Origin of the sequence: uncultured Shimia sp. (genome assembly GCF_947498095.1) — a bacterium.
Taxonomy (GTDB): domain Bacteria; phylum Pseudomonadota; class Alphaproteobacteria; order Rhodobacterales; family Rhodobacteraceae; genus Shimia.
This window is the reverse complement of record NZ_CANMJE010000002.1, coordinates 332,512-355,697: the sequence shown is the minus strand read 5'-3', so window position 1 is coordinate 355,697 and position 23,186 is coordinate 332,512. Positions and strand designations below refer to the sequence as shown.

The following is a 23,186-nucleotide window of genomic DNA, read 5'->3' as shown; positions in this document are numbered from 1 at the left end:
CTGCGCGTTCAAAAAAGGGCGGACTCGTTGGCCCGCCCAAAGTCGGGTGCGCCCTTAGCAGGCGCACCTCGCGATTACATGGCCGCGTTGATCGCCTGTGCGGCGTCGATGTTTTCCTGGCCTACGTCATCCGAGAACTTGTCCCAGACAGGGCGCATTGTGTCGACCCACTCTTGGCGCTGTTCTGCGGTCAGCTGACGGATGGTACCGCCTGCAGCCACGATCGACTCTTTCGCGGCGTTGTTCACAGCAGTCGACTCGGCGTTGCGAGTGGTGGTGACTTCGCCCAGGATCGTCAGGAACTGGTCACGTACATCTGCGTCCAGGCTGTCCAGCCAGTCAACGTTAGTCACAACCAGATAGTCGATGATGCCGTGGTTGGTCTCAGTGACACCGTCTTGAACTTCAAAGAACTTCTTGCCGTAGATGTTCGACCAGGTGTTTTCCTGACCGTCCACAACGCCCTGTTGCAGCGCGCCATACACTTCCGAGAAGGCCATTTTCTGGGGCGAACCGCCGATGGCTTCCATTTGGGCAACCAGAACATCCGACGATTGAACGCGGAATTTCAGGCCATTGGCGTCCGAAGGAGAAACCAGCGGTACGTTGGCTGACATCTGCTTCATGCCGTTGTGCCAGTATGCAAGACCCTGCAGGCCGCGGCGCTGCATCGAGTCCAAGAGACCTTGGCCAGCGTCCGACGCCTGGAATGCGTCAACCGCGTTCACGTCTTTGAACATGAAGGGCAGATCGAAGATGCGGAATTGCTTGGTGAACTTTTCAAACTTCGACAGCGAAGGTGCTGCCAGCTGAACGTCGCCCTGCAACATGGCTTCGAGAACCTTGTTGTCATTGTAAAGGGTCGAGTTCGGGAACACTTCCATGCACATGGTGCCGTTCATCTCGTCGTTGATGCGCTGCTCCAGCAGCGAGGCGGCGATGCCTTTGGGGTGCTTGTCGGTGTTGGTCACGTGGCTGAACTTGACGACGATCTCGCCGTCGTCACAACCAGCAAACGCGGCGGTGCCTGCGGTTACGGTCAGGGCCAGTGCGGTGGCAGCAGTTGTTAGATATTTCATAGGGTCTCCTCCCCAGTGTTTCGTAGCAATGTCAGTCACACCCCTCGCTCCACGGGGCGTTAACGAAACTGTGAAGCCAAGCAGAAAACCGCTCAACACTTTGTTTGTTTTTTGGCTGATGGGCGAATTTTTCGCCTATTTTCAAAGCACTGAAGAAAGAAACCTTTGCCCCACACATTCAGACTTTGCAATTCTGTGCGATTTCCCGCACGGGACCGACAGGCAACTGTGCGGATTTTCGCACACCCGCACACACTCCCTAACGAAAGTCCTCGGCGCGCAACCCATGTTTGCTGAGCTTGTCGTAAAAGGTCTTTCTCGGCAGTTTCAGGGCTGTGGCGGCGGCTGAAGCCCGCCCCCTTGCCCGGCGCAAGGCTTCCGTCAAAAGAGAGCGTTCCACCTGCGCCATTTGTTCGACCAAACCCAGATTGCCAGCCCCGGCTTCTTCGTCACCATCCTGCAGGCCAAGTGTAAACCGCATGGCGACGCTCATCAGCGCACGGGCATTGCCGGGCCAATCCCTCGCCATCAACTCTGCCAGCATATCGGGCATGATCTCAGGTGGGCTGAGCCCCGCTTGCTCAGCAGCCTGGGCCACGTAGTGTCGAAAAAGCACGGGGATATCCTCGGGGCGCTCGGACAGAGCCGGAATACGGACCTGCATCGCGTCGAGGCGATAGAACAGGTCTGCATGCAGTAACCCCTGTTCGACTGCGCGCCCCAGATCCGCTGTGCTGCCAAAGATCAGGCGGGGGTGATTGCCCTGCTCCATCATGGTCATCAGGGCAAACTGCGTTTCCATCGGCATCGCCGTGATCTCGTCTATGAACAAGCTGCCGCTCTTGGCGTCTTCGGTCGCACGATCAAATCGCGCCGGATCCATGCCTGCGGCAGAATACTTACCGAACGGTCCCTTGCTGAGGGGGGAACAGAGGTGCACGACCTCGGCCACCTTGGAAATGCCTGTCCCCGGTGCGCCAGTGACCAGAACTTCGGCGGTCGTGCGGGCAACATTGCGCACACGCATCCGAAGCGCCTCGGCCAGATCAGAAGTGCCAAACAGCATCCGTGCTGCCGGATCGCCAGTTTCCAGTTGTGCCTTAAGGCGGCGATTTTCCAACACCAGCGCACGAGTTTGCAGCGCCCGGTTGATGACACGCACGAGATCCTTGGGGGCGCAGGGTTTTTCAAGAAAGTCGAACGCCCCCTTGCCCATCGCCGCAACCGCCATGGGGATGTCCCCCTCTCCGGTCAACAGGATAACCGGCAATTCGCTGTCCACATCGTGCGTATAGCTCAGGAGATGAAATCCATCGCGCCCCGGCATGCGAATGTCCGACACGATCACCCCATCAAAATCTCGCGCAATGTGATCTTTGGCCTCAATGAAACTCCCCGCAGTGACGGCATCCAGATCAGCCAATTCCAGCGTCTGGCCCAGCGCCTCGCGCACCGCAAGGTCGTCATCCACCAAAAGTACTTTACGCGTCATGCGGCCTGTTCTCCGTCTTGTCTCTGGTCGTCCCAGTAATCCAGTTCCACGGTAAAGATCGCGCCCCCTTCGGGCGCGTTGGCTCCGCGAATATTGCCGCCAAAAGATTGCACCAGACCATAGGAGATCGACAGGCCCAGTCCCATGCCTTCGGCGCTGCCCACCTCTTTCGTGGAAAAGAATGGATCGAAGATCTTTTCTGGTTCAGCAATACCGGGCCCTGTATCCGAGACTTGAATGGTCACGCGATCCTTGGCGCTCACAGCAATTCGAATAACCCGGTGGTCGCTTTCCATCATGGCATCGGCGGCATTGGAAATAAGATTGACCAGCACCTGCCCCAATCGCACTTCGCCACCCCGAACCCAGATCGGTGCTGCGGGCGGTTGCCACTCGAGCGTGACCTGATCGCCACGTAGCCGCGCTTGGGTCAGTTCCAGCGAGGATTGTACAACTGAAACGATATCCACGCGCCCCATGGGTTCACTTTCATTTCTGGCAAAAGCACGCAAGTTGCGGATGATCCGAGCCATCCGGCCCGCCAGCGCTGAAATCCGCGACAGGTTTTCGCCGGCCACCTCGGTCTTGCCGCGCGCCATGAACTGCTCGCCATTCTCGGCAAATTGCTGAATGGCCATCAAGGGCTGGTTCAATTCGTGGCTGATACCGGCTGACATCTGGCCCAGCGCACTGAGTTTACCGGCCTGTACCAAATCTGCTTGCGCTTGCTTCAACGCGGCTTCAGCCTCTTGCCGCTCAGTGATTTCACGCCTTAGCTGGATGTTGGTGTCCGAGAGCGCTTGCGTGCGCAGCATCACACGTTCTTCCAGCACGGCGTTTGCTTCGGCCAACACACGACGCCGCTGAATAGCCTGATACAGGAACACACCAAAGGCAAAGATCAACGCCGCGACAGCCGCTGCCTGTAGGGATGCAATACGTGTTGCCGGGGCGACATCCAGTACGGCTTCGCCGCGCATGGCAATCACTGGCAATGGTTGCACCATATGCATGCCGCGGTCCGGGATATAAGGCCCCCAGTCCAGCCGCCACAATGTATGACCGGCCCGTTCATAGTCGTTAAAGGGCGGTGCGGCACCCTGAGGAGGCACCAGCCCGGTATCGCCGGGCCGACGCTCCCAGAACAGCATCTCATCCCGATTTGTGATAAAAACCAGACCTTGTTCGTCAATAAAGAACACCGCCGGGCCGTCGCCTTGCCAATTGCTTTCCACGTAGTCGATATCAACACTTACAGTCAGTACACCGCTGACCCTGTCGTCCTCGGCGAAACTGGGAGAGGCGAACAGGAAATGGCGCAAGCCGGTGGCCGTATCGCGGAAATGATGCACGCCCAGCGCGCCGTTCATCGCGCGTTCGAAATGCGGCGCACCGGTTGTTATCATGTCATCTGCCTCAAAGGCAGAGGCCAGGACCCTGCCCTCGGGATTTGCATAATAGAGGTTCAGTGCCGCCGTCTTGTCGGCTGCCTCTCGCAACAACGCGCGCGCGGCCTCTTGGTTCCCGCCATTTGGCAGGCTGGTTAGCGCCGGATGCGACGTCAAAAGAACGGCAAGTTCCTGATAGCGTTGCAGCTGCGCTGTCAGACGGTCCGCAGCAAGCGCAAGGTCGGCTTCGCCCCGTTGCGCCAATTGGTCCAGCGCCTGACCATAGCCAATGCGCCAAACCGCGCCCGGCACCACAGCCAGAAGCACGGCAAACACCGTCAGAATCGCTATGCGTTGGCAAACCCATCTCTTCATAGGGCTAAGATTAACGCCTGCCCCCTTGCAAAGGCCAGCCACTTGCCAAAGATGGGCCTCATGAAACGCCTGACCCAGCCCCCGACCGACCCCGCCTTTGTCCAGAACCCCTACTCGTTTTATGAAGAAGCACGACAGCATGGGGCGATGTTCTTTTGGGAAGACTACGACATGGTCTGCGCGCTCAGCCACGCCACAGTGTCGATGATCCTGAAAGATCGCCGCTTTGGACGCGAGGTTCCGCCTGAGATGGCCACAAAGCATCCTGCGCATCTCGACCCGTTTTACCGGATTGAGGCGCATTCCATGCTGGAGCTTGAGCCGCCGCGCCATACCCGCTTGCGCGGACTGGTCCTGCGTGCCTTTACGACCCGGCGCATCGCCGCGCTGTCAGAAGGCATCGAGAGCCTGTGTCACGAGCTGATAGACGCATTCCCAGAGGGTGAGTTCGACCTGATCGACGCTTTAGCTGCACCGCTTCCCGTCCGCGTGATCTGTCGTCTGCTTGGCGTGCCAGAAGACATGGGGCCGCAATTCCTGCAATGGTCCAACGCGATGGTGTCAATGTATCAGGCCCGCCGCACCCACGAGATTGAAATTGCCGCTGCCGAAGCCGCACAAGAGTTCTCTGACTACATCCGATCCTATGTCGATCAGCGCCGCAGCTCTCCGGGTGAAGATCTGATCAGCGAGTTGATCGCGGCCGAAGAAGACGGCGAAAAATTATCAACGGACGAGTTGATCACCACCTGTATCCTGATGCTGAATGCAGGCCACGAGGCAACCGTGCATTCCTTTGGCAATGGGGTGAAAGCTCTGCTAGAGCACGAGACGCCTCATAGTGCCTATATACCCGATGCCATTGCCCAGACGGTTGAAGAAGTGCTGCGATATGATCCGCCTCTGCATATGTTCACGCGTTACGCTTATGAGACGATAGAAGTTGGTCGCCACACGTTTCAGCGCGGAGATCAAGTGGCGCTTTTACTGGCCGCCGCCAATCGTGATCCCGGCCCGTGGGAGAACCCTGAGGATTTTCAGCCGCAGCGCCCGATCAAAACCAACTCCAGTTTTGGCGCGGGCCTGCATTTCTGCGTTGGCGCACCGCTGGCCCGCCTTGAGCTTTCGCTGGCTCTTCCCATCTTGTTTGAGCGATGTCCAAATCTACAGATCACCCAGACACCGCGTTATGCCAATGTCTATCACTTCCACGGGCTGGAACGGCTGATGGTGACTCGTTGATCAGATAATAATATCATCCAAAGCCTTGGGATGATCCGTTACCGCCTCCCATCCATCCTCAGTGATGATGAAACTGTCCCCCACTTGTGCGCGAAAATCCTCCACGGTGACGGACCCGTCCACGGCAAACACCATACCGGGCTGCAAAACGGTTGTGTCGCCTGTCACCAATTGCGGGGTTTCCAGGAAACTGAACCCGGTCGCGCGGCCGCAACGGAACGGATAGTCAAACCCGCCGCTCTGAATAACCTCGGCATAGGCCGCATGGACAGTTTCCGCCGTCACACCCGGTCGCAGAGCATCTAGCGCAGCGCGTTGGCTGGCGACGGCGACCTCATAAACATCCGCGTGGCGTTGGTTCCGGATCTCGCCAATCCAGAACGTCCGGTCAAAGCCCAGCTTAAAGCGGTGGAAATTGGTCATCCCACAGAAACACAGAAACACCGGCTCACCATGCCGCATGATCCGGGTAGACGCGCGGTGGTGCGTCTTGGTGATCTCGGATCCCGACGCCATGATCTGCAGGAAATGTGTATTGGGGGACATGTCTTTTTCATCGTAATGCGCCGCGAGCAACTCGGCGGCCTTGCGCGTCCCACCCTGAGACGTGGCCAGAGCAACCTCGAATTCCGGTACGCCGTCAGCGATCGCTGCGCGGCCCGCGTTCATCATGGCCATCGCGACCTGTCCTGCGTGGCGGGCCAGTTGCAGCTCTTGCGGGGACTTTATCATCCGCATCTCGGCCAAAAGCGGCGTGACACTGGTCGCCTGCTCCGCTGACACAAGAGTACCTACAAAGGCCCGCACCAAGGGTGGCATGTGGTCTGGTTCTATTCCGACCACCCCAGCGTTTTTTAACGCGTCCGGCAGTTCCTGGCGCCATTCCGCGCCCATTCCGTCATTCCACGCGGCAATCCGATCAACCTGCGCCGAAGCAAGTGCCGTGTTGAGGTCAAGGTTCGGAGTGATCAACAGGCTCTCACCGTCCCGCGACACCACAAGGATTGTTGGTCGTCCAAACTCCATGTGCAAATAGTCGTAGTAACCTGTCAGATAATAGACATTGTCGTCGTCGGTGATCAGCGCCACATCAATGCCCGCAGCGTCCATCCGCCTGCGAAAACCCTGCATCCTTTGGGTGAACATCGGTCAGTATCCTTCCTGCTCAGGCAACCTGTCCCGGACCAACGTTGTCCAGAACGCAGCGCCAATCGGCAAAATCGCGTCGTTGAAATCGTAGTTATCCGAATGCAACGGTTGCCCATGGGGCCCAACCTCACCATTACCGAGCATCAAAAAGCATCCCGGCACCGCCGCGCTGAAATGCGCAAAGTCTTCGGAGAAACTCATCGGTTGGCAATTCGAGATTGTCTCAAGCCCCGCCGACATCGCCGCTCGCACCACGGCTTCGGTTGGTCCTTTTGCGTTCATTGTCTCGATGAACTCGGCGTTGTAGCTCACGTCGACAGACACGCCATGCGCCTGTGCGATCCCGTTTGCGATCTGGCGCATGAACCCCTCAACCGCAATCCTGTCTTCAGGGCTGCGCGCCCGCACATCCCCCTTGAGCGTCGCGTGTCCCGGCAAGACATTGCGCTGCCCATCCGTCAGAAACTCAGTCACCGAGACCACAACGCCCGCGCCGGGTGCCAGCTTGCGGGATACGATGGTTTGCAAAGCCTGCACGATCTCGGCGCCAATGGTGATCGCATCTCGCCCCGCTTGCGGCATCGAGGCATGACCTCCCTGCCCAGTGATCGCAATCTCAAACAAGCTTTCCGACGAGCAAATCTGTCCCGGCCGGGTCAAGACCTGTCCAACTGGCGCGCCGGGTAAGTTGTGGATGGCATAGACCTCTTCGACTGGAAAGCGCGCGAGCACGCCTTCATCGATCATCGCCTTGGCACCCAGCCCATGCTCTTCGTTCGGCTGGAAGATGAAAACGACAGTGCCGTCAAATTCAGGGCTCTCAGAGAGGGCTTTGGCCGCTCCCAGCAACATGGTCATGTGTCCGTCATGACCACAGGCGTGCATGACACTGGGCGTTTGTGAGACATAGTCGTGCGCGCTGGCCTCAGAAATAGGCAATGCATCCATGTCTGCCCGCAATCCAATGGCACGATTACCGGTTCCGGCGCGCAGGATGCCGACAACGCCTACCCCTTCATGCACCTCAAGCCCCATGTCTCTCAGAAGGCTGGCAACTTTAGCTTTCGTGCGATCTTCTTGAAATCCCAACTCGGGAAATCGGTGAAACTCGTGCCGCAATGCGGACATCTGATCTGTGTCGAACCCCAAAAGCTTCTCCTCGCCATTTGGGGTCAGAATACTCGGATCATGTCGTTTCCCTAGTCAAAATGCGACATGGCGGGTTTTCAGGCGCGCTGCCCATAGCCCGCCTTGAAAACAATGTGCCAATTCAGCGTCAGGACGCGGCGCCGACCAAAGGCAGGTCCGTGGTCGATTTGATCTCTTCCATCGACAAAAGTGCCGTCACATTGTGGACCCGCACCTCGGAAATCAGTGTCTGGTAGAACACATCATAGGCGCGTGCATTGGCGACACGGACTTTCAGGATATAGTCGATATCCCCCGCCAGCCGGTGCGCTTCCTGCACTTCCGGACGGTCCTGCAAGGCTTTGAGGAACTTGGCCTGCCAATCAGCCTCGTGTTCGCTGGTGCGGATCAGAACAAAGAAACACGCCTCAAACCCCAAGGCCTCTGCATCTAGCAAAACCGTCTGACGCTTGATGATGCCACCATCGCGCATTTTGCGGATACGATTCCATACTGGCGTCTTGGAAGAGCCCACTCGCTTGGCAATTTCGTCCAAAGATTGCGCCGCATCGCGCTGCAGCTCCTCAAGGATTTTCCGATCCATCTCATCAATCCGCAACGCCATTCCAAATTCCTTTCCGTTTCAGAACAACAGGACACTTTCGAATTCAATTCGGAACGTCTGTTTCTATTTCTTCGCTCTACTAGCGCTAATATGGGAAAATTTCCTATATAACAATCAGAAACAGCAACAACTGACAAAGCCATGCCCCGCGATACGACACGAGATATGCCAGACAGCCAAGGCTCAGGCCACATCACCTTTGTTGGTGCGGGCCCGGGTGATGCCGAGTTGCTGACCCTCAAGGCGCTGAAAGCGATCCAAAGCGCGGACGTTGTGATCCATGATCGTTTGGTGGGTGAGGACGTGCTTTCACTGATCCCCGACCATATTCAACGGATCGACGTTGGCAAGACTGGCTTTGGTCCCTCTACGTTACAAGAACACATCAACGCACTGATCGTTGTGCACGCCGCCAGTGGCGCGCAGGTTGCGCGCCTTAAAGGTGGGGACAGCACGATTTTTGGCCGCCTCGACGAAGAGATTGACGCCGCAGATGCTGCTGGCATCTCGTGGCATATCGTACCTGGCATCACCGCGGCCTCGGCTTCGGTTGCAGCCATTGGTCAAAGCCTGACCAAGCGCGGACGCAATGCCTCGGTGCGCTTTCTGACCGGCCATGACATGCGCGGCTTTGCAGATCATGACTGGCGCGAACTTGCGCAGACCGGACAGGTCGCCGCGATTTACATGGGTAAGAAAGCTGCCCGGTTCATTCAGGGTCGCCTCATGATGCATGGCGCCAATCCCGATACACCCCTTACCCTAGTTGAAAATGCCTCGAGACCCAATCAGCGGGTCGTTTCCACGACGTTGGAACACCTATCCGCTGATCTGGCGGATGCTGCTCTCACTGGTCCGGCGCTTGCGCTGTTTGGCCTTACTCCCCGTGCGGCATCCGCCACCCTTTCCAAACCCCTTGAACAGGAGCTTGCCTGATGGCCCGAGCCTTTACCCCCAAAGTCATCACCGCCAACGCACTTATTGAGGGTGATGTGATCTATATGACCGATGCCGGAACATGGACTCGTGACCTGACCGACGCCGTGTTGCTGACCGATGAAGCCGACGCAGACCTGCGTCTACTCGAAGCTCAGCAACAGCCTGGTGAAGTTGTGGGCGCCTATCTGGCCGATGCACAATCCGGTCCCTTTGGCCCCGAACCGGTGCACTTTCGTGAAGAGTTCCGCGCCGCCGGCCCATCCAACTATTTCCACGGCAAACAAGCCCAAGGCGTCGCAGGCCACTAACCGCCTGCCCGAGAGAGGATCCCAGCCATGTATGCCTATAACGATTTCGACACCGCCTTTCTGGCCGAGCGCAACAAACAGTTCCGCGCGCAAGTGGAGCGCCGCGTTTCCGGCGCCCTGACCGAAGACGAGTTCAAGCCTCTGCGCCTGATGAATGGCGTCTACCTGCAGTTGCACGCCTATATGCTGCGCGTGGCAATCCCTTATGGCACGCTGAACAGCCGTCAGATGTCACAACTCGCGCTGCTGGCTGAAAAGTGGGACAAAGGCTATGGCCACTTCACCACTCGCCAGAACATCCAGTTCAACTGGCCGAAACTCTCGGATATTCCGGATATGCTGGACGCGCTGGCCGAAGTCGACATGCATGCCATTCAGACTTCGGGCAACACCATCCGCAACGTGACCGCCGACCATTTTGCCGGCGCTGCCGCGGACGAGATCGAAGACCCGCGCCCCATCGCCGAGCTGATCCGTCAATGGTCAACTGACCATCCGGAATTCCAGTTCATGGGCCGCAAGTTCAAGATCGCAGTATCGGCTGGTGAGAAAGACCGCGCCGTGCTGAAAGCCCATGACCTCGCTGTGCGTGTTGTACGCAATGATGCGGGCGAAGTTGGTTACCAAATCCTCGTGGGTGGTGGCCTTGGACGTACCCCGATGATCGGCAAGGTGCTGAATGATTTCCTGCCGCGCGCCGACCTCTTGCCCTACATCGAAGCCGTGGTTTCTGTATGGAACCAGATCGGCCGTCGCGACAACAAGTACAAAGCCCGGATCAAAATCACGGTGCATGAGCATGGTTTGGAGGATATCCGCGCCCGCGTTGAAGAGCGTTATGCCGCGATCCGCCCGACCTTTGAAGGCATTGACCAGACCCTCTTTGCCGACATCCAGTCGCATTTTGCAGCGCCGGACTTCCGCGACGCGCCGCTGGCCGCCTACGACATCGCTTATGACAATGACCCACTGTTCCGCAGCTGGGCTGACACCAACCTCAGCGAGCACCGCGCGCCGGGTTATTCGATTGTGACAGTTTCACTGAAGAAACATGGCGCAACACCTGGCGATGCCTCGGCGGAACAGATGCGTCTGCTGGCAGATCTCGCCAAGCAATACGGCCATGACGAGTTGCGCATCAGCCACGAGCAGAACGTGATATTGCCGCACGTCCACAAATCAGACCTGCCCATGATCTACGCCGCCTTGCAGCAGGCCGATCTGCACACCGCCAACATCGGCCTGATCTCGGACATCATTGCCTGCCCCGGTATGGATTACTGCGCACTGGCTACGGCCCGTTCGATCCCGGTTGCCGAGCAGATTGCGACGCGTTTTGACGAGTTGAAGCTCGAGCATGACATCGGTCACCTGCAGATCAAAATCTCGGGCTGCATCAACGCCTGTGGTCACCACCACGTTGGCCACATCGGTATTCTGGGCCTCGACCGAGCTGGTGTTGAGAACTACCAGATCACCCTGGGCGGCGATGCCACATGGGATGCGGCCATCGGCGAACGGGCTGGCCCCGGCTTTGCCTACGACGAGATCGTTCCGGCCGTGGAACGTATCGTCCAGGGCTATCTGGACCTGCGCCACGGCGAAGAAGAGACCTTTATCGAAGCTTACCGCCGTCTGGGCCTTGCACCGTTCAAGGCGTATCTCTACCCCGAGGTACAGGCCAATGCCGCTTGACGAAATCCAGACCGAGCTGGGGGCGGATCGTGCTGCCCTTAGCGCCAAGGTCGAGGAACTGAACGCCACCTATCGCCATCACAGTGCCACGGATGTATTTCGAGGCGCGCTTCAGGATGGCGGCGAGATTGCATTGGTGTCGTCCTTTGGGGCGGAATCCGTGGTGCTTTTGCACATGGCCGCCGTGGTCGAAAAATCCACACCCATCCTCTTTGTGGATACCCAGATGCTGTTCACCGAAACCTTGGTTTATCAGGCCGAGGTGGCCGAACGTCTCGGCCTGAGTAATCTGCGTATCATTCAGGCGGATTCCGATGACGTCGCCCGCGACGACCCCTACGGCGCACTGCACCTCAGTGACACTGATGCCTGCTGTACGTTACGCAAGACGATTCCCTTGCAGCGCGCCCTGAAAGGGTTTGATGGCTGGATCACCGGGCGCAAACGCTTTCAGGCGGGCAGCCGCGAAACGCTCGACTTTTTCGAGGTCGAAGACGGCACCGGGCGCATCAAGGTCAACCCACTGGCCCATTGGGCCCCGGAAGATGTACGCGCCTACATGGATGAAAACCGTCTGCCTCGGCACCCGCTGGTGGCCCAAGGTTACCCCTCAATCGGCTGTGCGCCATGCACCAGCCCGGTCAAACCCGGCGAAGACCCCCGAGCGGGCCGCTGGCGTGACCAGAACAAAGAAGAATGCGGCATCCATTTTGTCGACGGCAAAATGGTGCGGATAGGAGAACACGCATGACTGTTATCATCACCGATACCGGCTTTGGCACCGACGACTGGACCAAGGGTTTTGTACCCGCAAATGAGGCTGCAAATGATGTTGTCTCATTAGACGTGGCATCAGACGCCGACCCGGCCACCTTGACCGGACACCTGACCGGTGTTGAGATGATCCGCATCGACTTTCCGTCTTTTGCGGACGGGCGCGGGTTTACCATCGCCCGCCAATTGCGTCTGGCAGGATACAAAGGCCGTCTGCGCGCCAAGGGTCATGTCATTTCGGATCAATACGCCATGGCGCGCCGCTCAGGCTTTGACGAGGTGGAAATCAGCGATGATCTCGCCACCCGCCAGCCCGAGGCAGACTGGCTTGCCCGTGCCGATTGGCAGGCGCATGACTATCAGGCCCGGATGCGCGGCAACCGCTGACGCCGCGTAACAGATCGCAACTTTGCGATATGTCAAAGACATATCGTCGATATACCTTCAATTCCCTTGTGGACATGATAAAGGGGGGCAGAATGACCTGCCCCGAAACCCCGTGATGACAGAGCAAACACCCGTGACCGAAGCACAAGCCACTGCCGTACCCAAGGTACCCACCCTGCCCGACGCACAAACCGTGACCGAGGTGCAGCACTACACCGACCGCCTGTTCTCATTCAAATGCACGCGGCCAGCCTCGTTGCGGTTCCGCTCAGGCGAATTTGTGATGATCGGCCTGATAGGTGACCCACACCCCGAAACCGGCAAGCAAAAGCCGCTTCTGCGCGCCTACTCGATTGCCTCGCCTTCTTGGGACGAAGAGCTTGAGTTCTACTCGATCAAGGTTCAGGACGGCCCGCTGACGTCGAAACTGCAGCACATCAAACCGGGTGACGAGATCATCCTGCGGCCCAAGCCGGTCGGCACCTTGGTGCATGACGCGCTGATCCCCGGCAAACGCATTTGGTTTTTTGCCACCGGCACCGGCTTTGCCCCCTTTGCCTCGCTCCTGCGCGAACCACAAACCTACGAAGATTACGACGAGGTCATCATCACCCACACCTGCCGCGAGGCCGGTGAGCTGACCTATGGTCGCAACATCATTGAATCGCTGAAAGACGACGAGCTGCTCAACGAAGTGATCGGCGAAGGCTTCTGGAAGAAGATCAAATACTACCCGACCACCACCCGCGAAGAGAGCGCCAAGATGGGCCGGATCACCGACCTCATCAACTCGGGCGAAGCCTATAAAGATCTGGGCGTTGAGCCCCTTTGCCCCGACAACGACCGCGCCATGATCTGCGGCAACCTTGCGTTCAATCTCGAACTCAAAGACATGCTGGAAGCGGCCGGCCTTGAAGAAGGCGCCAACTCAAAGCCCGCACAATACGTGGTGGAAAAAGCCTTCCTCGACTGATCTAGACGTCAGTCAGAAAAAGAGTGAGCCCCGGCCAACGCCGGGGCTTTTGCTTTGGAATCAGTCGGTTGATGACTACAAAAGTCAGGCTCAGCCTGCCGTAGGGGATAAACTACCCAGCAACCAATCTCGAAACTCTAAGGCTTCGGGTTTGTCCTTGGCTATCGACACATAGTATCCTTCCTGACCCGAAATTGACGCGGGATGCGCGCGTTCGACAAGACCCGTTTGCAAGGCGTGGTCGGCGAGCAATTCGCTCACGAGCGCGACCCCGTTACCATTCGCTGCAAGGTGCAGAGCCATGCCATAGGTATCGGTGTAAAGCGACGGAGCCGACGTACCGCCAACCTCCTTTGCCCAGGATTGCCAACCGCTGGAAGTTCCGACGGCTTCGATCAATGGCAGATCTTGCAGGTCTCCGATGAGCTTTGGGGATTTCAACGCGACAAGACGGTTCGGCAAAAGCGGCTCGGCGTTGGCTCCGGCCTGCCGTTCTGACCCAAATCGGATTTCCACATCTGCTCGGGCGGAATGGAAATCATCTGACCAGATCGCGCTGAGAAGTCTCACTCTGAGGGTCGGGAACCGCGCTTGAAATTCTGGCAAGCGTGGCGCGATGATCCAATGGGCGACACTCACAGATGTGGCAATGGTTAACAGACCCTTGGCGGGCCCTGTGTCCACGGTATCCATCGCAGCAGCGAGGGCTTGCAGCGGCGCATCCACCTCGGGCAACAGGCGGCGGCCAGCATCCGTTAATGCCAATCCCCGCGCATGTCGCATGAACAGGGGCACGCCAAGCCGTGTTTCAAGCGATTTCACCTGCTGGCTGATCGCCGATTGCGTCAGGCTCAGTTCTTCGGCGGCAGCGGTGAAACTCAGATGCCGGGCCGCAGCCTCAAAAGACCGCAGCCAGCTCAGTGGGGGAAGGGATTTCGCCATGTGTCAAATCAGCCATTAGTGTTTCTAATAGCTAAGGGCATAATTCATTCGTTTGTCAAAAAATTTGTCGCTTCTTAACGTCTCTTGCAGCGAACAGGAGGATCACATGACGCCCGAAATCAGGAAAATCGTAACCTATGATGAAGAGGTTTTCATCGAAGGATACCGCGCGGCAGACAAGCCATGGCGGTTGTTTGCGGTTGCAGCTGTCGTGCGCAACCCTTGGGCCGGGCGATTTGTCGAAGACCTCACACCGGAAATCCGTGCCTATGGCCCCGTGCTGGGCGAAATGATGACCAAGCGGATGATAACGCTCGCCGGAAGCGGCGCAGCTATTGAAGCTTATGGAAAGGCCGCCGTTGTCGGGCTTGATGGCGAGATCGAGCATGCCTCGGGGCTGATCCACACATTGCGGTTCGGAAATTTCTACCGCGAAGCCGTCGAGGCCAAATCCTATCTGGCATTTACGAACACGCGCGGGCCCGCCAATGCGCCGATCATGGTGCCATTGATGGACAAGAATGATGCCGGACGTCGCTCGCACTATCTGACGATCCAGTTCTCAATCCCAGATGCGCCGCGGGATGACGAGGTTGTCATTGTGCTTGGGGCCGCGACTTCAGGTCGGCCACATCACCGGATCGGAGATCGCTATCAGGATTTGAAGGACTTGGGCCATGACCTCGACAACCCTGCCTCGGTCTGAGATTGCGGGCCTTTCCGCAATAGACGCAGGCGCAGGCAAGCCGGTAGTGCTGTTGCACGGCGTCGGCTTGCAGGCAGAGGCGTGGGACAAGCAGATCACGGCCCTTTGCGGTACCCATCGTGTGATCGCACCCAATATGCCCGGCCATGGCCAAAGCCCCTGCCCGTCTGGTTTGAGAACGCTCGCTGACTATGCTCAGGCCTATCTGCCCGTGTTGAAATCGCTTTCAGAGCCTGCGGTCGTGGTCGGCCACTCAATGGGTGCAATGATCGCGCTTGAACTGGCGCGCCTTGCACCTGAAAACGTCCGCGCTGTGGCGGCACTCAACGCGATATTCGAGCGCAGCCCACAAGCCGCAGAAGCAGTACAGGCCCGCGCGGACGCGCTTGACGGCGCTACCGTACCAGATCCGACCTCGACACTGGCGCGTTGGTTTGGTGACGCACGATCGCGTGAACGAAGCGCTTGCGAAAGCTGGCTTCGTGCCGCCAACCCTTTGGGCTACAAACTAGCGTACACGGCGTTTGCACAGGAAGATGGCCCAAGCCGACAGGCTTTGGAGGCTTTGGCTTGCCCGTCCCTCTTCGCAACGGGCGCGCTTGAGCCGAACTCAACGCCAGCCATGTCGCGCACCATGGCCGGGCTTGCCCCAAAGGGGCGCGCTTTGATCGTGGACGGCGCAGCGCACATGATGCCAATGACCCATGCCGACGAGGTCAACGACGCGCTCGTTCACCTTGCTCAGGAGGTCGGGCTATGAGTGTGTTCGACCCTCGTGCCCTGCGCAACGCCTTTGGCAGCTACATGACGGGCGTTACCGTTGTCACAAGCATAGCGCCTGACGGATCGCCGATTGGCTTCACGGCCAATTCCTTTTCATCCGTCTCACTCGACCCGCCTTTGTTGCTGGTGTGTCCCGGTAAATTCCTCTCTACTTACGAGAGCTTTGCCAAATGTGCGCAGTTTGCTGTCAATGTCCTCGCCGAAGGTCAGGAAGATGTGGCCAATGTCTTTGCCAGCTACAAAGGCGACCGTTTTGCGAAAGTCCCACACAGGCAAGACGCCTTGGGCAATCTGCTGATTGACGGCGCACTTACGCAGTTTTCCTGCACAACGCATAGGGTGATGGATGCAGGAGATCACTCCATCCTGATTGGCGAGGTGCAAGACCTGACCCAAACGTCAGGGCGGGGCCTCGGATATGCCGGTGGGCAGTTTTTCAGCCTTGGTCTGGAGCGCGCCGCACTGGAACATGCAGGCAGCACCGCGCTGGGTGGCGCCATCATCACCACGGGTGACAGCGTGCTGCTGGAACGGACCGAAACTGGCTATCGTCCGCCACAGGTTATGGCCGATAATCGGCACGACTTACGGCAAACCCTTGGGCAAAGCCTCACCGACCGCGCCTTACCGGTCTCACTCGGACCCGCCTATTCGGTGTTCGACGAGGGCAAAACGCATTGTTCGTATTTTCTGGCAACAACACAAGCCACAGACAGCGCCGCTTTTGAAACCCATCCGATCCATGACATTCCCAAACTGAAATTCGCCTCGCAACCCATCACCGACATGATGAACCGCTTCGCACTCGAAGCGCAGACTCGCAGCTTTGGTCTCTACATCGGTGATGCGCAGCGTGGCGATGTTCACCATTTGCCTGAAAGGACATAAAATGGAGTTCTCACTCTTTGTGCACATGGAGCGTCTGACGCCCGATCAATCACACGCGCAGCTGAACGAAGAGCTGATCGCGCTGTGTAAAATGGCTGATGATGCTGGAATGCGGGCCGTCTGGACAGGTGAACATCACGGCATGGAATTCACCATCGCGCCCAACCCTCTGATGTCGCTTGTAAATATCGCACACCACACAAAGAACGTGAAACTTGGCACAGGCACTGTGATTGCCCCGTTCTGGCATCCCATCAAGCTGGCTGGTGAAGCGGCCTCTGCCGATCTGATGACGGGTGGTCGGATCGAACTCGGGATTGCGCGTGGCGCCTATTCTTACGAATACGAACGGCTCATGCCGGGCATGGACGCTTGGGAGGCCGGGCAGCGCATGCGCGAGCTTGCCCCTCTCATTCCAAAGCTTTGGGCCGGAGACTGCGCCCATGACGGCGAGTTTTTTAAGTTCCCTGCCACCACCTCCACACCCAAGCCGTTACAAGAAGGTGGTCCTCCGATCTGGATCGCTGCACGCGATCCCAACAGCCATGAGTTTGGCGTGCACAACGGGTTCAACATCCAAGTGACGCCGCTGTGGCAGGGGATTGAAGAGATCGAAACCCTGATGAGCCGCTTCAACGCCGCTTGTGAGACTTATGACGGCCCACGTCCAAAGGTCATGCTGCTTCATCACACCTATGTCGGCTCTGATGCAGATGATGTGGCACTAGCCGCACAGGAGCTTTCGCGGTTCTATTGCTATTTCGGGGCCTGGTTCCAGAACAAGCGCCCGATCGAGCAAGGGCTGATTGCGCCCCTGTCGGACGAAGAAATGCAGGCCAACGCACTGATGGCACCCGAAAACATGGCGCGCGATTTGACAATCGGAACCTCAAGTGAGGTCATAGACAAAATCAAGCAATACGAAGCGCTCGGATATGATGAATACTCTTTCTGGATTGACAGCGGGATGAGCTTTGAGCGCAAACAAGCCTCACTTGCCCGCTTTATCAAAGATGTCATGCCTGCTTTCACATGAGGACCACGATGGCTTCCAAACCACACTATAAGCTCTTTATCGATGGCGCTTGGACTGAAGGGTCCGAAGGTCAGATCATGACATCGCAAAACCCTGCAACCGGGGAAGACTGGGCCACTTTTGCCTGTGCCTCCAAGGCGGATGTCGAACATGCCATAACAGCGGCACGCAATGCGCTGAATGACCCTGACTGGCGCGATATGACCCAGACACAACGCGGCAAGCTGCTTTATCGCCTTGCCGAGTTGATCGAAGAAAACGCTGCCAAGATCGGGCAGATCGAAACGAAAGACAGTGGCAAACTGCTGACGGAAACCGCCAGTCAGTCTGCCTATGTCGGCGACTACTACCGCTACTATGCGGGGCTTGCCGACAAGATCGAGGGCGCAGTCCTGCCGATCGACAAACCCGACATGCACGTTTTCACGCAACGCGAGCCAATTGGCGTCGTCGTGGCGATTGTACCGTGGAATGCCCAGATGTTCCTTACGGCGACCAAACTGGGTCCGGCACTTGCCGCGGGGTGTTCTGTGGTGCTCAAGGCCTCAGAGATCGCCCCTGCCCCGATGTTGGAATTTGCCCGACTGATTGAACTGGCCGGGTTCCCAGCCGGAGTTGTCTCTGTCATCACCGGAGACGCCGAAAACTGCGCTATCCCGCTCACACGCCACCCGGATGTCGATCGTATCGCCTTTACCGGCGGGCCGGAAACCGCGCGCCACGTCGTGCGCAACTCGGCTGAGAGTTTCGCAGTCACCACGCTGGAACTGGGCGGAAAATCCCCGATTATCGTCTTTGAAGACGCCGATCTCGATGGGGCAGCAAACGGTCTGATCGCAGGCAATTTTGGCGCATCAGGTCAAAGCTGCGTGGCTGGGACGCGAGGTTTGGTTCATCGTTCGGTTCTGAAAGCCGTGGCGCAGAAGATCGAAGAAAAGATGAAAGGCGTCGTGATCGGTGATCCGCTTGAACCCGGAACCCAGATTGGCCCGCTCTGCACCGCGGACCAAATTAACAAGATCAAGACCACGCTTGCGGCGGCCGTCGCTGACGGGGCGACGATCCGCTTTGGTGGGGCACCCCTCGAACGCCCCGGGAACTACATGGCGCCAACCCTCGTGGAATGCGCAAACGCTGACACTGAAACCCTCAAGGTGGAAATGTTTGGGCCTGTCATGTCGCTCTTGCCCTTCGACACAGAAGAAGAGGCCATCGAGATCGCCAATAGCACACCGTTTGGCCTTGGGTCTGGTGTCTTTACCGAGAATGTCGCGCGTGCGCATCGCGTGTCAAAACGGCTCAAGGCTGGCATCTGTTGGGTCAATACCTACCGCGCGGTCTCGCCTATTGCGCCCTTTGGTGGGTTCGATCAATCGGGATACGGGCGTGAAGCTGGCATTGAGGCCATCCACGACTACACGCGCACCAAAACGACCTGGATCAACACCTCAGATCAACCAATGGCCAACCCGTTTGTGATGCGTTGAGCTGTTCAGGAGGACGCAAGCGGTATTCAACAAAACTGGAGTCCCAGTTGTGCCTTAAACATCCCGCAGGGTCAGACGAGCCCCTGCGGGACGACAGCCTAAAGGTCCTCGCGGCAAATATCTGCCACACCCACAAACCGCGCCAAGCGGACCAGTTCGGCGTCGAACTTGGCAAGTCGCGCAGGCGTCCAGGTGACTTTGGGCTCAAGCCAGCGTTGTTTGACAACCAAGTGCCCCTTGGCCCGATCCGCCTTGATCTCAGCGCGGCCAATCATCCGGTCCCCTTCCAAAATGGGATAGACATAGTACCCCCAGATGCGTTTGGCGGCAGGGACAAACATCTCAACGCGGTAGTTGAAGCCAAACAGGAACTCTAAACGCGCGCGGTCGCGGATGACCGGGTCAAATGGATTGAGGATGCGTAGACGTGACGTCGGTTGCGACAGCGCGTCCAATCGCGCCTCAATATCAGGTAGGGCCAGCGCTTGTTTCCAAACCCGGTCGGCCCCTTCGATCTCAACTGGCACGAGTTCCGGCGTTGCGTCACACCAGGCACGCACCTCATTCGATGCCACGGCGTCCCAGAAACGCTGAATATCTCCGAAACTGCCAAACCCCATTCGGGACAAGGCCGCGCGGTTGAGCCAATCGACCTGATTGGCATCTGACATCCCTGTCTCTCGTAGGTGCTCAGGGAAAACACGTTCTGCCAGATCATAGAACTTCGTGAAGTTTACCCGGTGGCACGTCGCCAATTCGCCGGTGTACCACATGAAATCCAGGGCCAGTTTGTGCGGCGGGCGGCGCCACATCTCTTTCTTGCCTTCGATCTTGGTGTCAAAAGCGTGGGTCGACAGCGCGCCTTCTTGTTCAATGCGGGCCTTGATGTCAGCCCGGCCAGCAGCATCAGGCAGCCCCTTGAACCACCCCGCCTGCCCCATCTGCTCTGCCTTACGGCGGAACTGACGCTGCCACATGGGTAGGAACTCCATGGGCAACACGCTGGCATCATGGGTGAAATGCTCAAACACGCCGCGCTGGCGCAACAGTTTGTCCAGCATGGGCTCGCGGTAATGCTGGTTGCGGCTCCAGAGGATGTGGTGATGGGCGCGTGACACCACTTGGATCGTATCCAACTGCACAAATCCAAGATCGTGAATGATCCCGGGCAAATCCAGGGCACCTGTAGGCGGCGCTGCCAGGCCTTGCGCGTCAAGCCAGAGCGCGCGCGCCTGTCGATTCGGGATACGCAACACGGGCTTAGGTGGCATCCGGCACGCCGGCGAGATTTGGTTGCATGATCCGTCAGGTCCCCGTTTGTCGCGTGGATTAGATCATTTCGTCTGTGCGGGTCAGGAGCAAGCAAAAAGCCGCCCGCAACTGCGGACGGCTATCAGTTACTGCCGTTTTTTGGCAGGATTAGTCGGTGGTCGTTGGCAACTCTTCTGTCACGCTGTCAACAGCAGAGTCCGCAGCTTCCGTGGCCGCTTCGGTGGCGGTCTCAGTTGCTGATTCAGTCGCGGCTTCCGTTGCAGATTCCGTTGCGGCCTCGGTCGCGGCTTCGGTTTCTTCCATCACGTCGTTGACGGCATCTGTCACGGTATCTTCGGCCTCTTGAACCGCTTCATCCACCATGTCCTCGGCTTGTTCGGTCGCTTCAGTCACGGCTTCCTCAGCTTCTTCCGCAACTTCTTCAGCCATTTCTTCGGCGGTTTCTGTGGCGTCTTCAACCGCTTCGGTTACCGTCTCTTCTGCTTCTTCAACAGCGGTTTCCGCCTCGGTCGCAGCTTCTTCAGCAGGCGCCGATGCTTCAGGGGCCGATTGTTCGACCGCTCTGTTGCTATACGTGAAATAGGCAACCGCAGCCGCCCCTAAAAGAACAATCCCAACAATCAGGTTACGCATCTCGTTTTCTCCTCAAGTTCTCCCCACTCTGGGGCTATGTTTGCAGATGTAGAAGGAAGCCTTGTGCCACAAGGGGAAACTCGCCGGATTTCGCTCATTTCGCGCGATTAACCGCTTGTATCGCCCACCGCGCAGGCCTAAATTGACGCGCAATTGAACTGCACTATCGAAGGAACGAACCCATAGCCCGCAGACCCCACAATGCGCCTCCGCAGCGCGACACCGGCCCCCGCGTCAACGACCGCATCCGCGATCCCGAGATTCGCCTGATTGGCGCCGAGGGTGAAAACGTAGGAGTTGTAAGCCCTCGCGAAGGCATGCGCCTCGCAGAAGAGGCAGGTCTGGACCTGGTGGAAATCTCGCCCAATGCGAAGCCGCCCGTCTGCAAGATCATGGATTTCGGCAAGTTCAAATACGAACAGCAAAAGCGCGAATCCGAGGCCCGCAAAAAGCAGACCACCATTCAGGTCAAAGAGGTCAAATTCCGCCCCAACACCGACACGCATGACTACGATGTGAAAATGCGCAACGTCATCAAGTTCCTGGAAAAAGGCGACAAGGTAAAGATCACCCTGCGCTTCCGTGGTCGTGAAATGGCGCACCAGAACTTGGGGCGCGAACTGCTTGAGCGCGTGGCAGAAGATGTCAAAAATCTCGAGTTGGGCAAGATCGAAAACATGCCTAAGATGGAGGGCCGCCAGATGATCATGATGATCGGCCCGCTTCCAAAGTAAGTTTTGCCCTTGGCAACGTGAATTCAGACCCCCTCACCCAGACCGGGCGTGGGGGTCTTTCTTTTGGCCGGATCAACCTTAGGAGCTCGCCCATGTGGGAAGACCGTTATGCGTCCACAAATGACTTTGTTTTTGGCAAGGCACCAGCGCAGTTCCTGCTGGATCACGAGGCCTATCTGAAAGCCGGTCAAACCGCGCTGGCCGTTGCCGACGGTGAGGGCCGAAATTCGGTCTACATGGCTGAGAAAGGCCTGAGCGCCACAGCTTTGGAATTCGCGCCAACGGCGATTGAACGCGCGCAGGACCTAGCCAGTGAACGCGGCGTCACGGTGGATTTCCAACAATTGGATATCCTTGCCAAACCCTGGCCCGATCAAACTTATGATCTGGTGGCTGGAATCTTCATCCAGTTTGTCGGCCCAGATGGGCGGCGCATTCAATTCCAACGCATGAAAGACGCGACCAAACCGGGTGGTCTTGTCATGCTGCACGGTTACCGCCCCGAACAGCTGGATTACGGCACCGGAGGCCCGCCGTTTGCCCAGAACATGTATACTGAGGTGATCCTGCGCGCGGCCTTTGTCGGATGGGAGATTCTTGAATTGAAAGAATACGACCGAGAGGTGCAGGAAGGCCGTGGACATTCCGGCATGTCGGCCCTTATCGATCTTATCGCACGCAAGCCTATGCACTAAGCGATGGTTCGATCACCCCGCCACCACTTTATGGCGTCCGGGTAGTCAAACCCCAGTGAGATCAGGTTCACGACCAGCAAGACGATCACCGCAATGTCCTGCACATCGCGGGCGCCACCTCCGCCTTGTGCACGGATTGACCCAACCCAATCACCAACGGCGTCCACAACAGAATATGGGGAAAAGCCATGGCCTTGGAGAACCCGCGCTCGACCAGCAGGATCGGCAGGTTCAGCGCCATGCCACCCACGGCCAAAAGAGCAAACAGCCCCCAGAACGGCGCGCCATTGGCCCAGAACACCAAGGGCATCAAGTTCACCGGCATCAGGACAAGGGCCACCCAGAGCTGCACCCAGCCCGGCATCCGTCGAAAACTAGCCCATATCTCAGAATTCATCCTCAGGTCCTCCCAAAGACAAAGGGCGCCGCTGCCGTGCCGCCCCCGTCTTCATTTTG

Annotated in this window: 23 protein-coding genes and 1 pseudogene; 14 read left to right on the top strand and 10 right to left on the bottom strand. The window is 57.9% G+C overall.

Annotated features, from left to right (window positions below; genetic code table 11):
- Positions 1 to 74: 74 nt before the first annotated feature.
- The 3 genes from Q0932_RS04945 to Q0932_RS04935 all read right to left on the bottom strand — a co-directional run bounded on the left by Q0932_RS04945 (position 75) and on the right by Q0932_RS04935 (position 4,334).
- Positions 75 to 1,079, bottom strand: coding sequence for a DctP family TRAP transporter solute-binding subunit (locus Q0932_RS04945; RefSeq protein WP_299350204.1), 1,005 nt, complete (start codon positions 1,077 to 1,079; stop codon positions 75 to 77).
- A 259-nt stretch (positions 1,080 to 1,338) separates the two neighbouring features.
- Entirely contained in the window at positions 1,339 to 2,571 is a 1,233-nt protein-coding gene (locus Q0932_RS04940) for a sigma-54 dependent transcriptional regulator (protein ID WP_299350203.1), read from the bottom strand.
- A complete protein-coding gene (locus Q0932_RS04935) occupies positions 2,568 to 4,334 on the bottom strand; it encodes an ATP-binding protein (protein ID WP_299350201.1) in 1,767 nt (588 codons plus the stop codon). The genes Q0932_RS04940 and Q0932_RS04935 overlap by 4 nt, the downstream gene beginning before the upstream one ends.
- Before the next feature lie 60 nt (positions 4,335 to 4,394).
- On the opposite strand from Q0932_RS04935, the gene Q0932_RS04930 reads away from it, so the two are divergent.
- Positions 4,395 to 5,576: a cytochrome P450 gene (locus Q0932_RS04930; RefSeq protein WP_299350200.1), complete on the top strand. Its 1,182-nt coding sequence runs from the start codon at positions 4,395 to 4,397 to the stop codon at positions 5,574 to 5,576.
- On the opposite strand, the gene Q0932_RS04925 is transcribed toward Q0932_RS04930, so the two are convergent.
- The 3 genes from Q0932_RS04925 to Q0932_RS04915 form a co-directional block, all read right to left on the bottom strand.
- Positions 5,577 to 6,722, bottom strand: coding sequence for a Xaa-Pro peptidase family protein (locus Q0932_RS04925; RefSeq protein ID WP_299350198.1), 1,146 nt, complete (start codon positions 6,720 to 6,722; stop codon positions 5,577 to 5,579).
- Positions 6,723 to 6,725: 3 nt separating this feature from the next.
- Positions 6,726 to 7,853: an amidohydrolase gene (locus tag Q0932_RS04920; RefSeq protein WP_299350638.1), complete on the bottom strand. Its 1,128-nt coding sequence runs from the start codon at positions 7,851 to 7,853 to the stop codon at positions 6,726 to 6,728.
- A 148-nt stretch (positions 7,854 to 8,001) separates the two neighbouring features.
- A complete protein-coding gene (locus tag Q0932_RS04915) occupies positions 8,002 to 8,478 on the bottom strand; it encodes an Lrp/AsnC family transcriptional regulator (RefSeq protein ID WP_299350197.1) in 477 nt (158 codons plus the stop codon).
- Between the two features lie 183 nt (positions 8,479 to 8,661).
- Between Q0932_RS04915 and cobA the strand changes: the two are divergent.
- The 6 genes and pseudogenes from cobA to Q0932_RS04885 all read left to right on the top strand — a co-directional run.
- Positions 8,662 to 9,414, top strand: a pseudogene (gene cobA, locus Q0932_RS04910) (uroporphyrinogen-III C-methyltransferase); the annotation flags it as partial.
- Entirely contained in the window at positions 9,414 to 9,725 is a 312-nt protein-coding gene (locus Q0932_RS04905) for a DUF2849 domain-containing protein (protein WP_299350195.1), read from the top strand. The pseudogene cobA and the gene Q0932_RS04905, both read left to right, overlap by 1 nt.
- A gap of 27 nt (positions 9,726 to 9,752) precedes the next feature.
- Positions 9,753 to 11,420 carry a nitrite/sulfite reductase gene (locus Q0932_RS04900; RefSeq protein ID WP_299350194.1) on the top strand — a complete coding sequence of 556 codons (1,668 nt, stop codon included), beginning with the start codon at positions 9,753 to 9,755 and terminating at the stop codon, positions 11,418 to 11,420.
- Positions 11,410 to 12,171, top strand: coding sequence for a phosphoadenylyl-sulfate reductase (locus Q0932_RS04895; RefSeq protein WP_299350192.1), 762 nt, complete (start codon positions 11,410 to 11,412; stop codon positions 12,169 to 12,171). Before Q0932_RS04900 ends, Q0932_RS04895 begins: the two co-directional genes overlap by 11 nt.
- The gene (locus tag Q0932_RS04890) at positions 12,168 to 12,581 is read left to right on the top strand and encodes a DUF934 domain-containing protein (RefSeq protein WP_299350191.1); all 414 of its coding nucleotides are present in this window, start codon (positions 12,168 to 12,170) and stop codon (positions 12,579 to 12,581) included. Before Q0932_RS04895 ends, Q0932_RS04890 begins: the two co-directional genes overlap by 4 nt.
- A 115-nt stretch (positions 12,582 to 12,696) precedes the next feature.
- The gene (locus Q0932_RS04885) at positions 12,697 to 13,554 is read left to right on the top strand and encodes a ferredoxin--NADP reductase (RefSeq protein WP_299350189.1); all 858 of its coding nucleotides are present in this window, start codon (positions 12,697 to 12,699) and stop codon (positions 13,552 to 13,554) included.
- A gap of 90 nt (positions 13,555 to 13,644) precedes the next feature.
- On the opposite strand, the gene Q0932_RS04880 is transcribed toward Q0932_RS04885, so the two are convergent.
- Entirely contained in the window at positions 13,645 to 14,496 is an 852-nt protein-coding gene (locus Q0932_RS04880) for a LysR family transcriptional regulator (protein WP_299350187.1), read from the bottom strand.
- A gap of 106 nt (positions 14,497 to 14,602) precedes the next feature.
- Here Q0932_RS04880 and Q0932_RS04875 point away from each other — a divergent pair, with 106 nt between their 5' ends.
- From Q0932_RS04875 to Q0932_RS04855, 5 genes are read left to right on the top strand one after another with little or no spacing between them, the layout of a single operon-like run.
- Positions 14,603 to 15,202 (top strand): amino acid synthesis family protein, encoded by a 600-nt coding sequence (locus Q0932_RS04875; RefSeq protein ID WP_299350186.1) that lies wholly within the window; start codon positions 14,603 to 14,605, stop codon positions 15,200 to 15,202.
- A complete protein-coding gene (locus Q0932_RS04870; RefSeq protein ID WP_299350185.1) occupies positions 15,174 to 15,962 on the top strand; it encodes an alpha/beta fold hydrolase in 789 nt (262 codons plus the stop codon). The genes Q0932_RS04875 and Q0932_RS04870 overlap by 29 nt, the downstream gene beginning before the upstream one ends.
- Positions 15,959 to 16,873, top strand: coding sequence for a flavin reductase family protein (locus tag Q0932_RS04865; protein ID WP_299350184.1), 915 nt, complete (start codon positions 15,959 to 15,961; stop codon positions 16,871 to 16,873). Before Q0932_RS04870 ends, Q0932_RS04865 begins: the two co-directional genes overlap by 4 nt.
- Before the next feature lies 1 nt (position 16,874).
- On the top strand, positions 16,875 to 17,909 hold the full coding sequence (locus Q0932_RS04860) for an LLM class flavin-dependent oxidoreductase (RefSeq protein ID WP_299350182.1): 1,035 nt from the start codon (positions 16,875 to 16,877) through the stop codon (positions 17,907 to 17,909).
- An 8-nt stretch (positions 17,910 to 17,917) separates the two neighbouring features.
- The gene (locus Q0932_RS04855; protein WP_299350181.1) at positions 17,918 to 19,396 is read left to right on the top strand and encodes an aldehyde dehydrogenase; all 1,479 of its coding nucleotides are present in this window, start codon (positions 17,918 to 17,920) and stop codon (positions 19,394 to 19,396) included.
- Positions 19,397 to 19,494: 98 nt separating this feature from the next.
- Here Q0932_RS04855 and Q0932_RS04850 read toward each other — a convergent pair whose 3' ends face one another.
- Complete coding sequence (locus Q0932_RS04850) at positions 19,495 to 20,667, bottom strand: crosslink repair DNA glycosylase YcaQ family protein (protein WP_299350179.1); 1,173 nt, start codon at positions 20,665 to 20,667, stop codon at positions 19,495 to 19,497.
- Between the two features lie 148 nt (positions 20,668 to 20,815).
- Positions 20,816 to 21,301 (bottom strand): hypothetical protein, encoded by a 486-nt coding sequence (locus Q0932_RS04845; RefSeq protein WP_299350177.1) that lies wholly within the window; start codon positions 21,299 to 21,301, stop codon positions 20,816 to 20,818.
- Between the two features lie 182 nt (positions 21,302 to 21,483).
- On the opposite strand from Q0932_RS04845, the gene infC reads away from it, so the two are divergent.
- Positions 21,484 to 22,035, top strand: coding sequence for a translation initiation factor IF-3 (infC, locus tag Q0932_RS04840; protein ID WP_299350636.1), 552 nt, complete (start codon positions 21,484 to 21,486; stop codon positions 22,033 to 22,035).
- A gap of 92 nt (positions 22,036 to 22,127) precedes the next feature.
- Complete coding sequence (locus Q0932_RS04835; protein WP_299350175.1) at positions 22,128 to 22,730, top strand: class I SAM-dependent methyltransferase; 603 nt, start codon at positions 22,128 to 22,130, stop codon at positions 22,728 to 22,730.
- Between the two features lie 85 nt (positions 22,731 to 22,815).
- Here Q0932_RS04835 and Q0932_RS04830 read toward each other — a convergent pair whose 3' ends face one another.
- Positions 22,816 to 23,127 carry a hypothetical protein gene (locus tag Q0932_RS04830; RefSeq protein ID WP_299350173.1) on the bottom strand — a complete coding sequence of 104 codons (312 nt, stop codon included), beginning with the start codon at positions 23,125 to 23,127 and terminating at the stop codon, positions 22,816 to 22,818.
- Positions 23,128 to 23,186 lie beyond the last annotated feature (59 nt).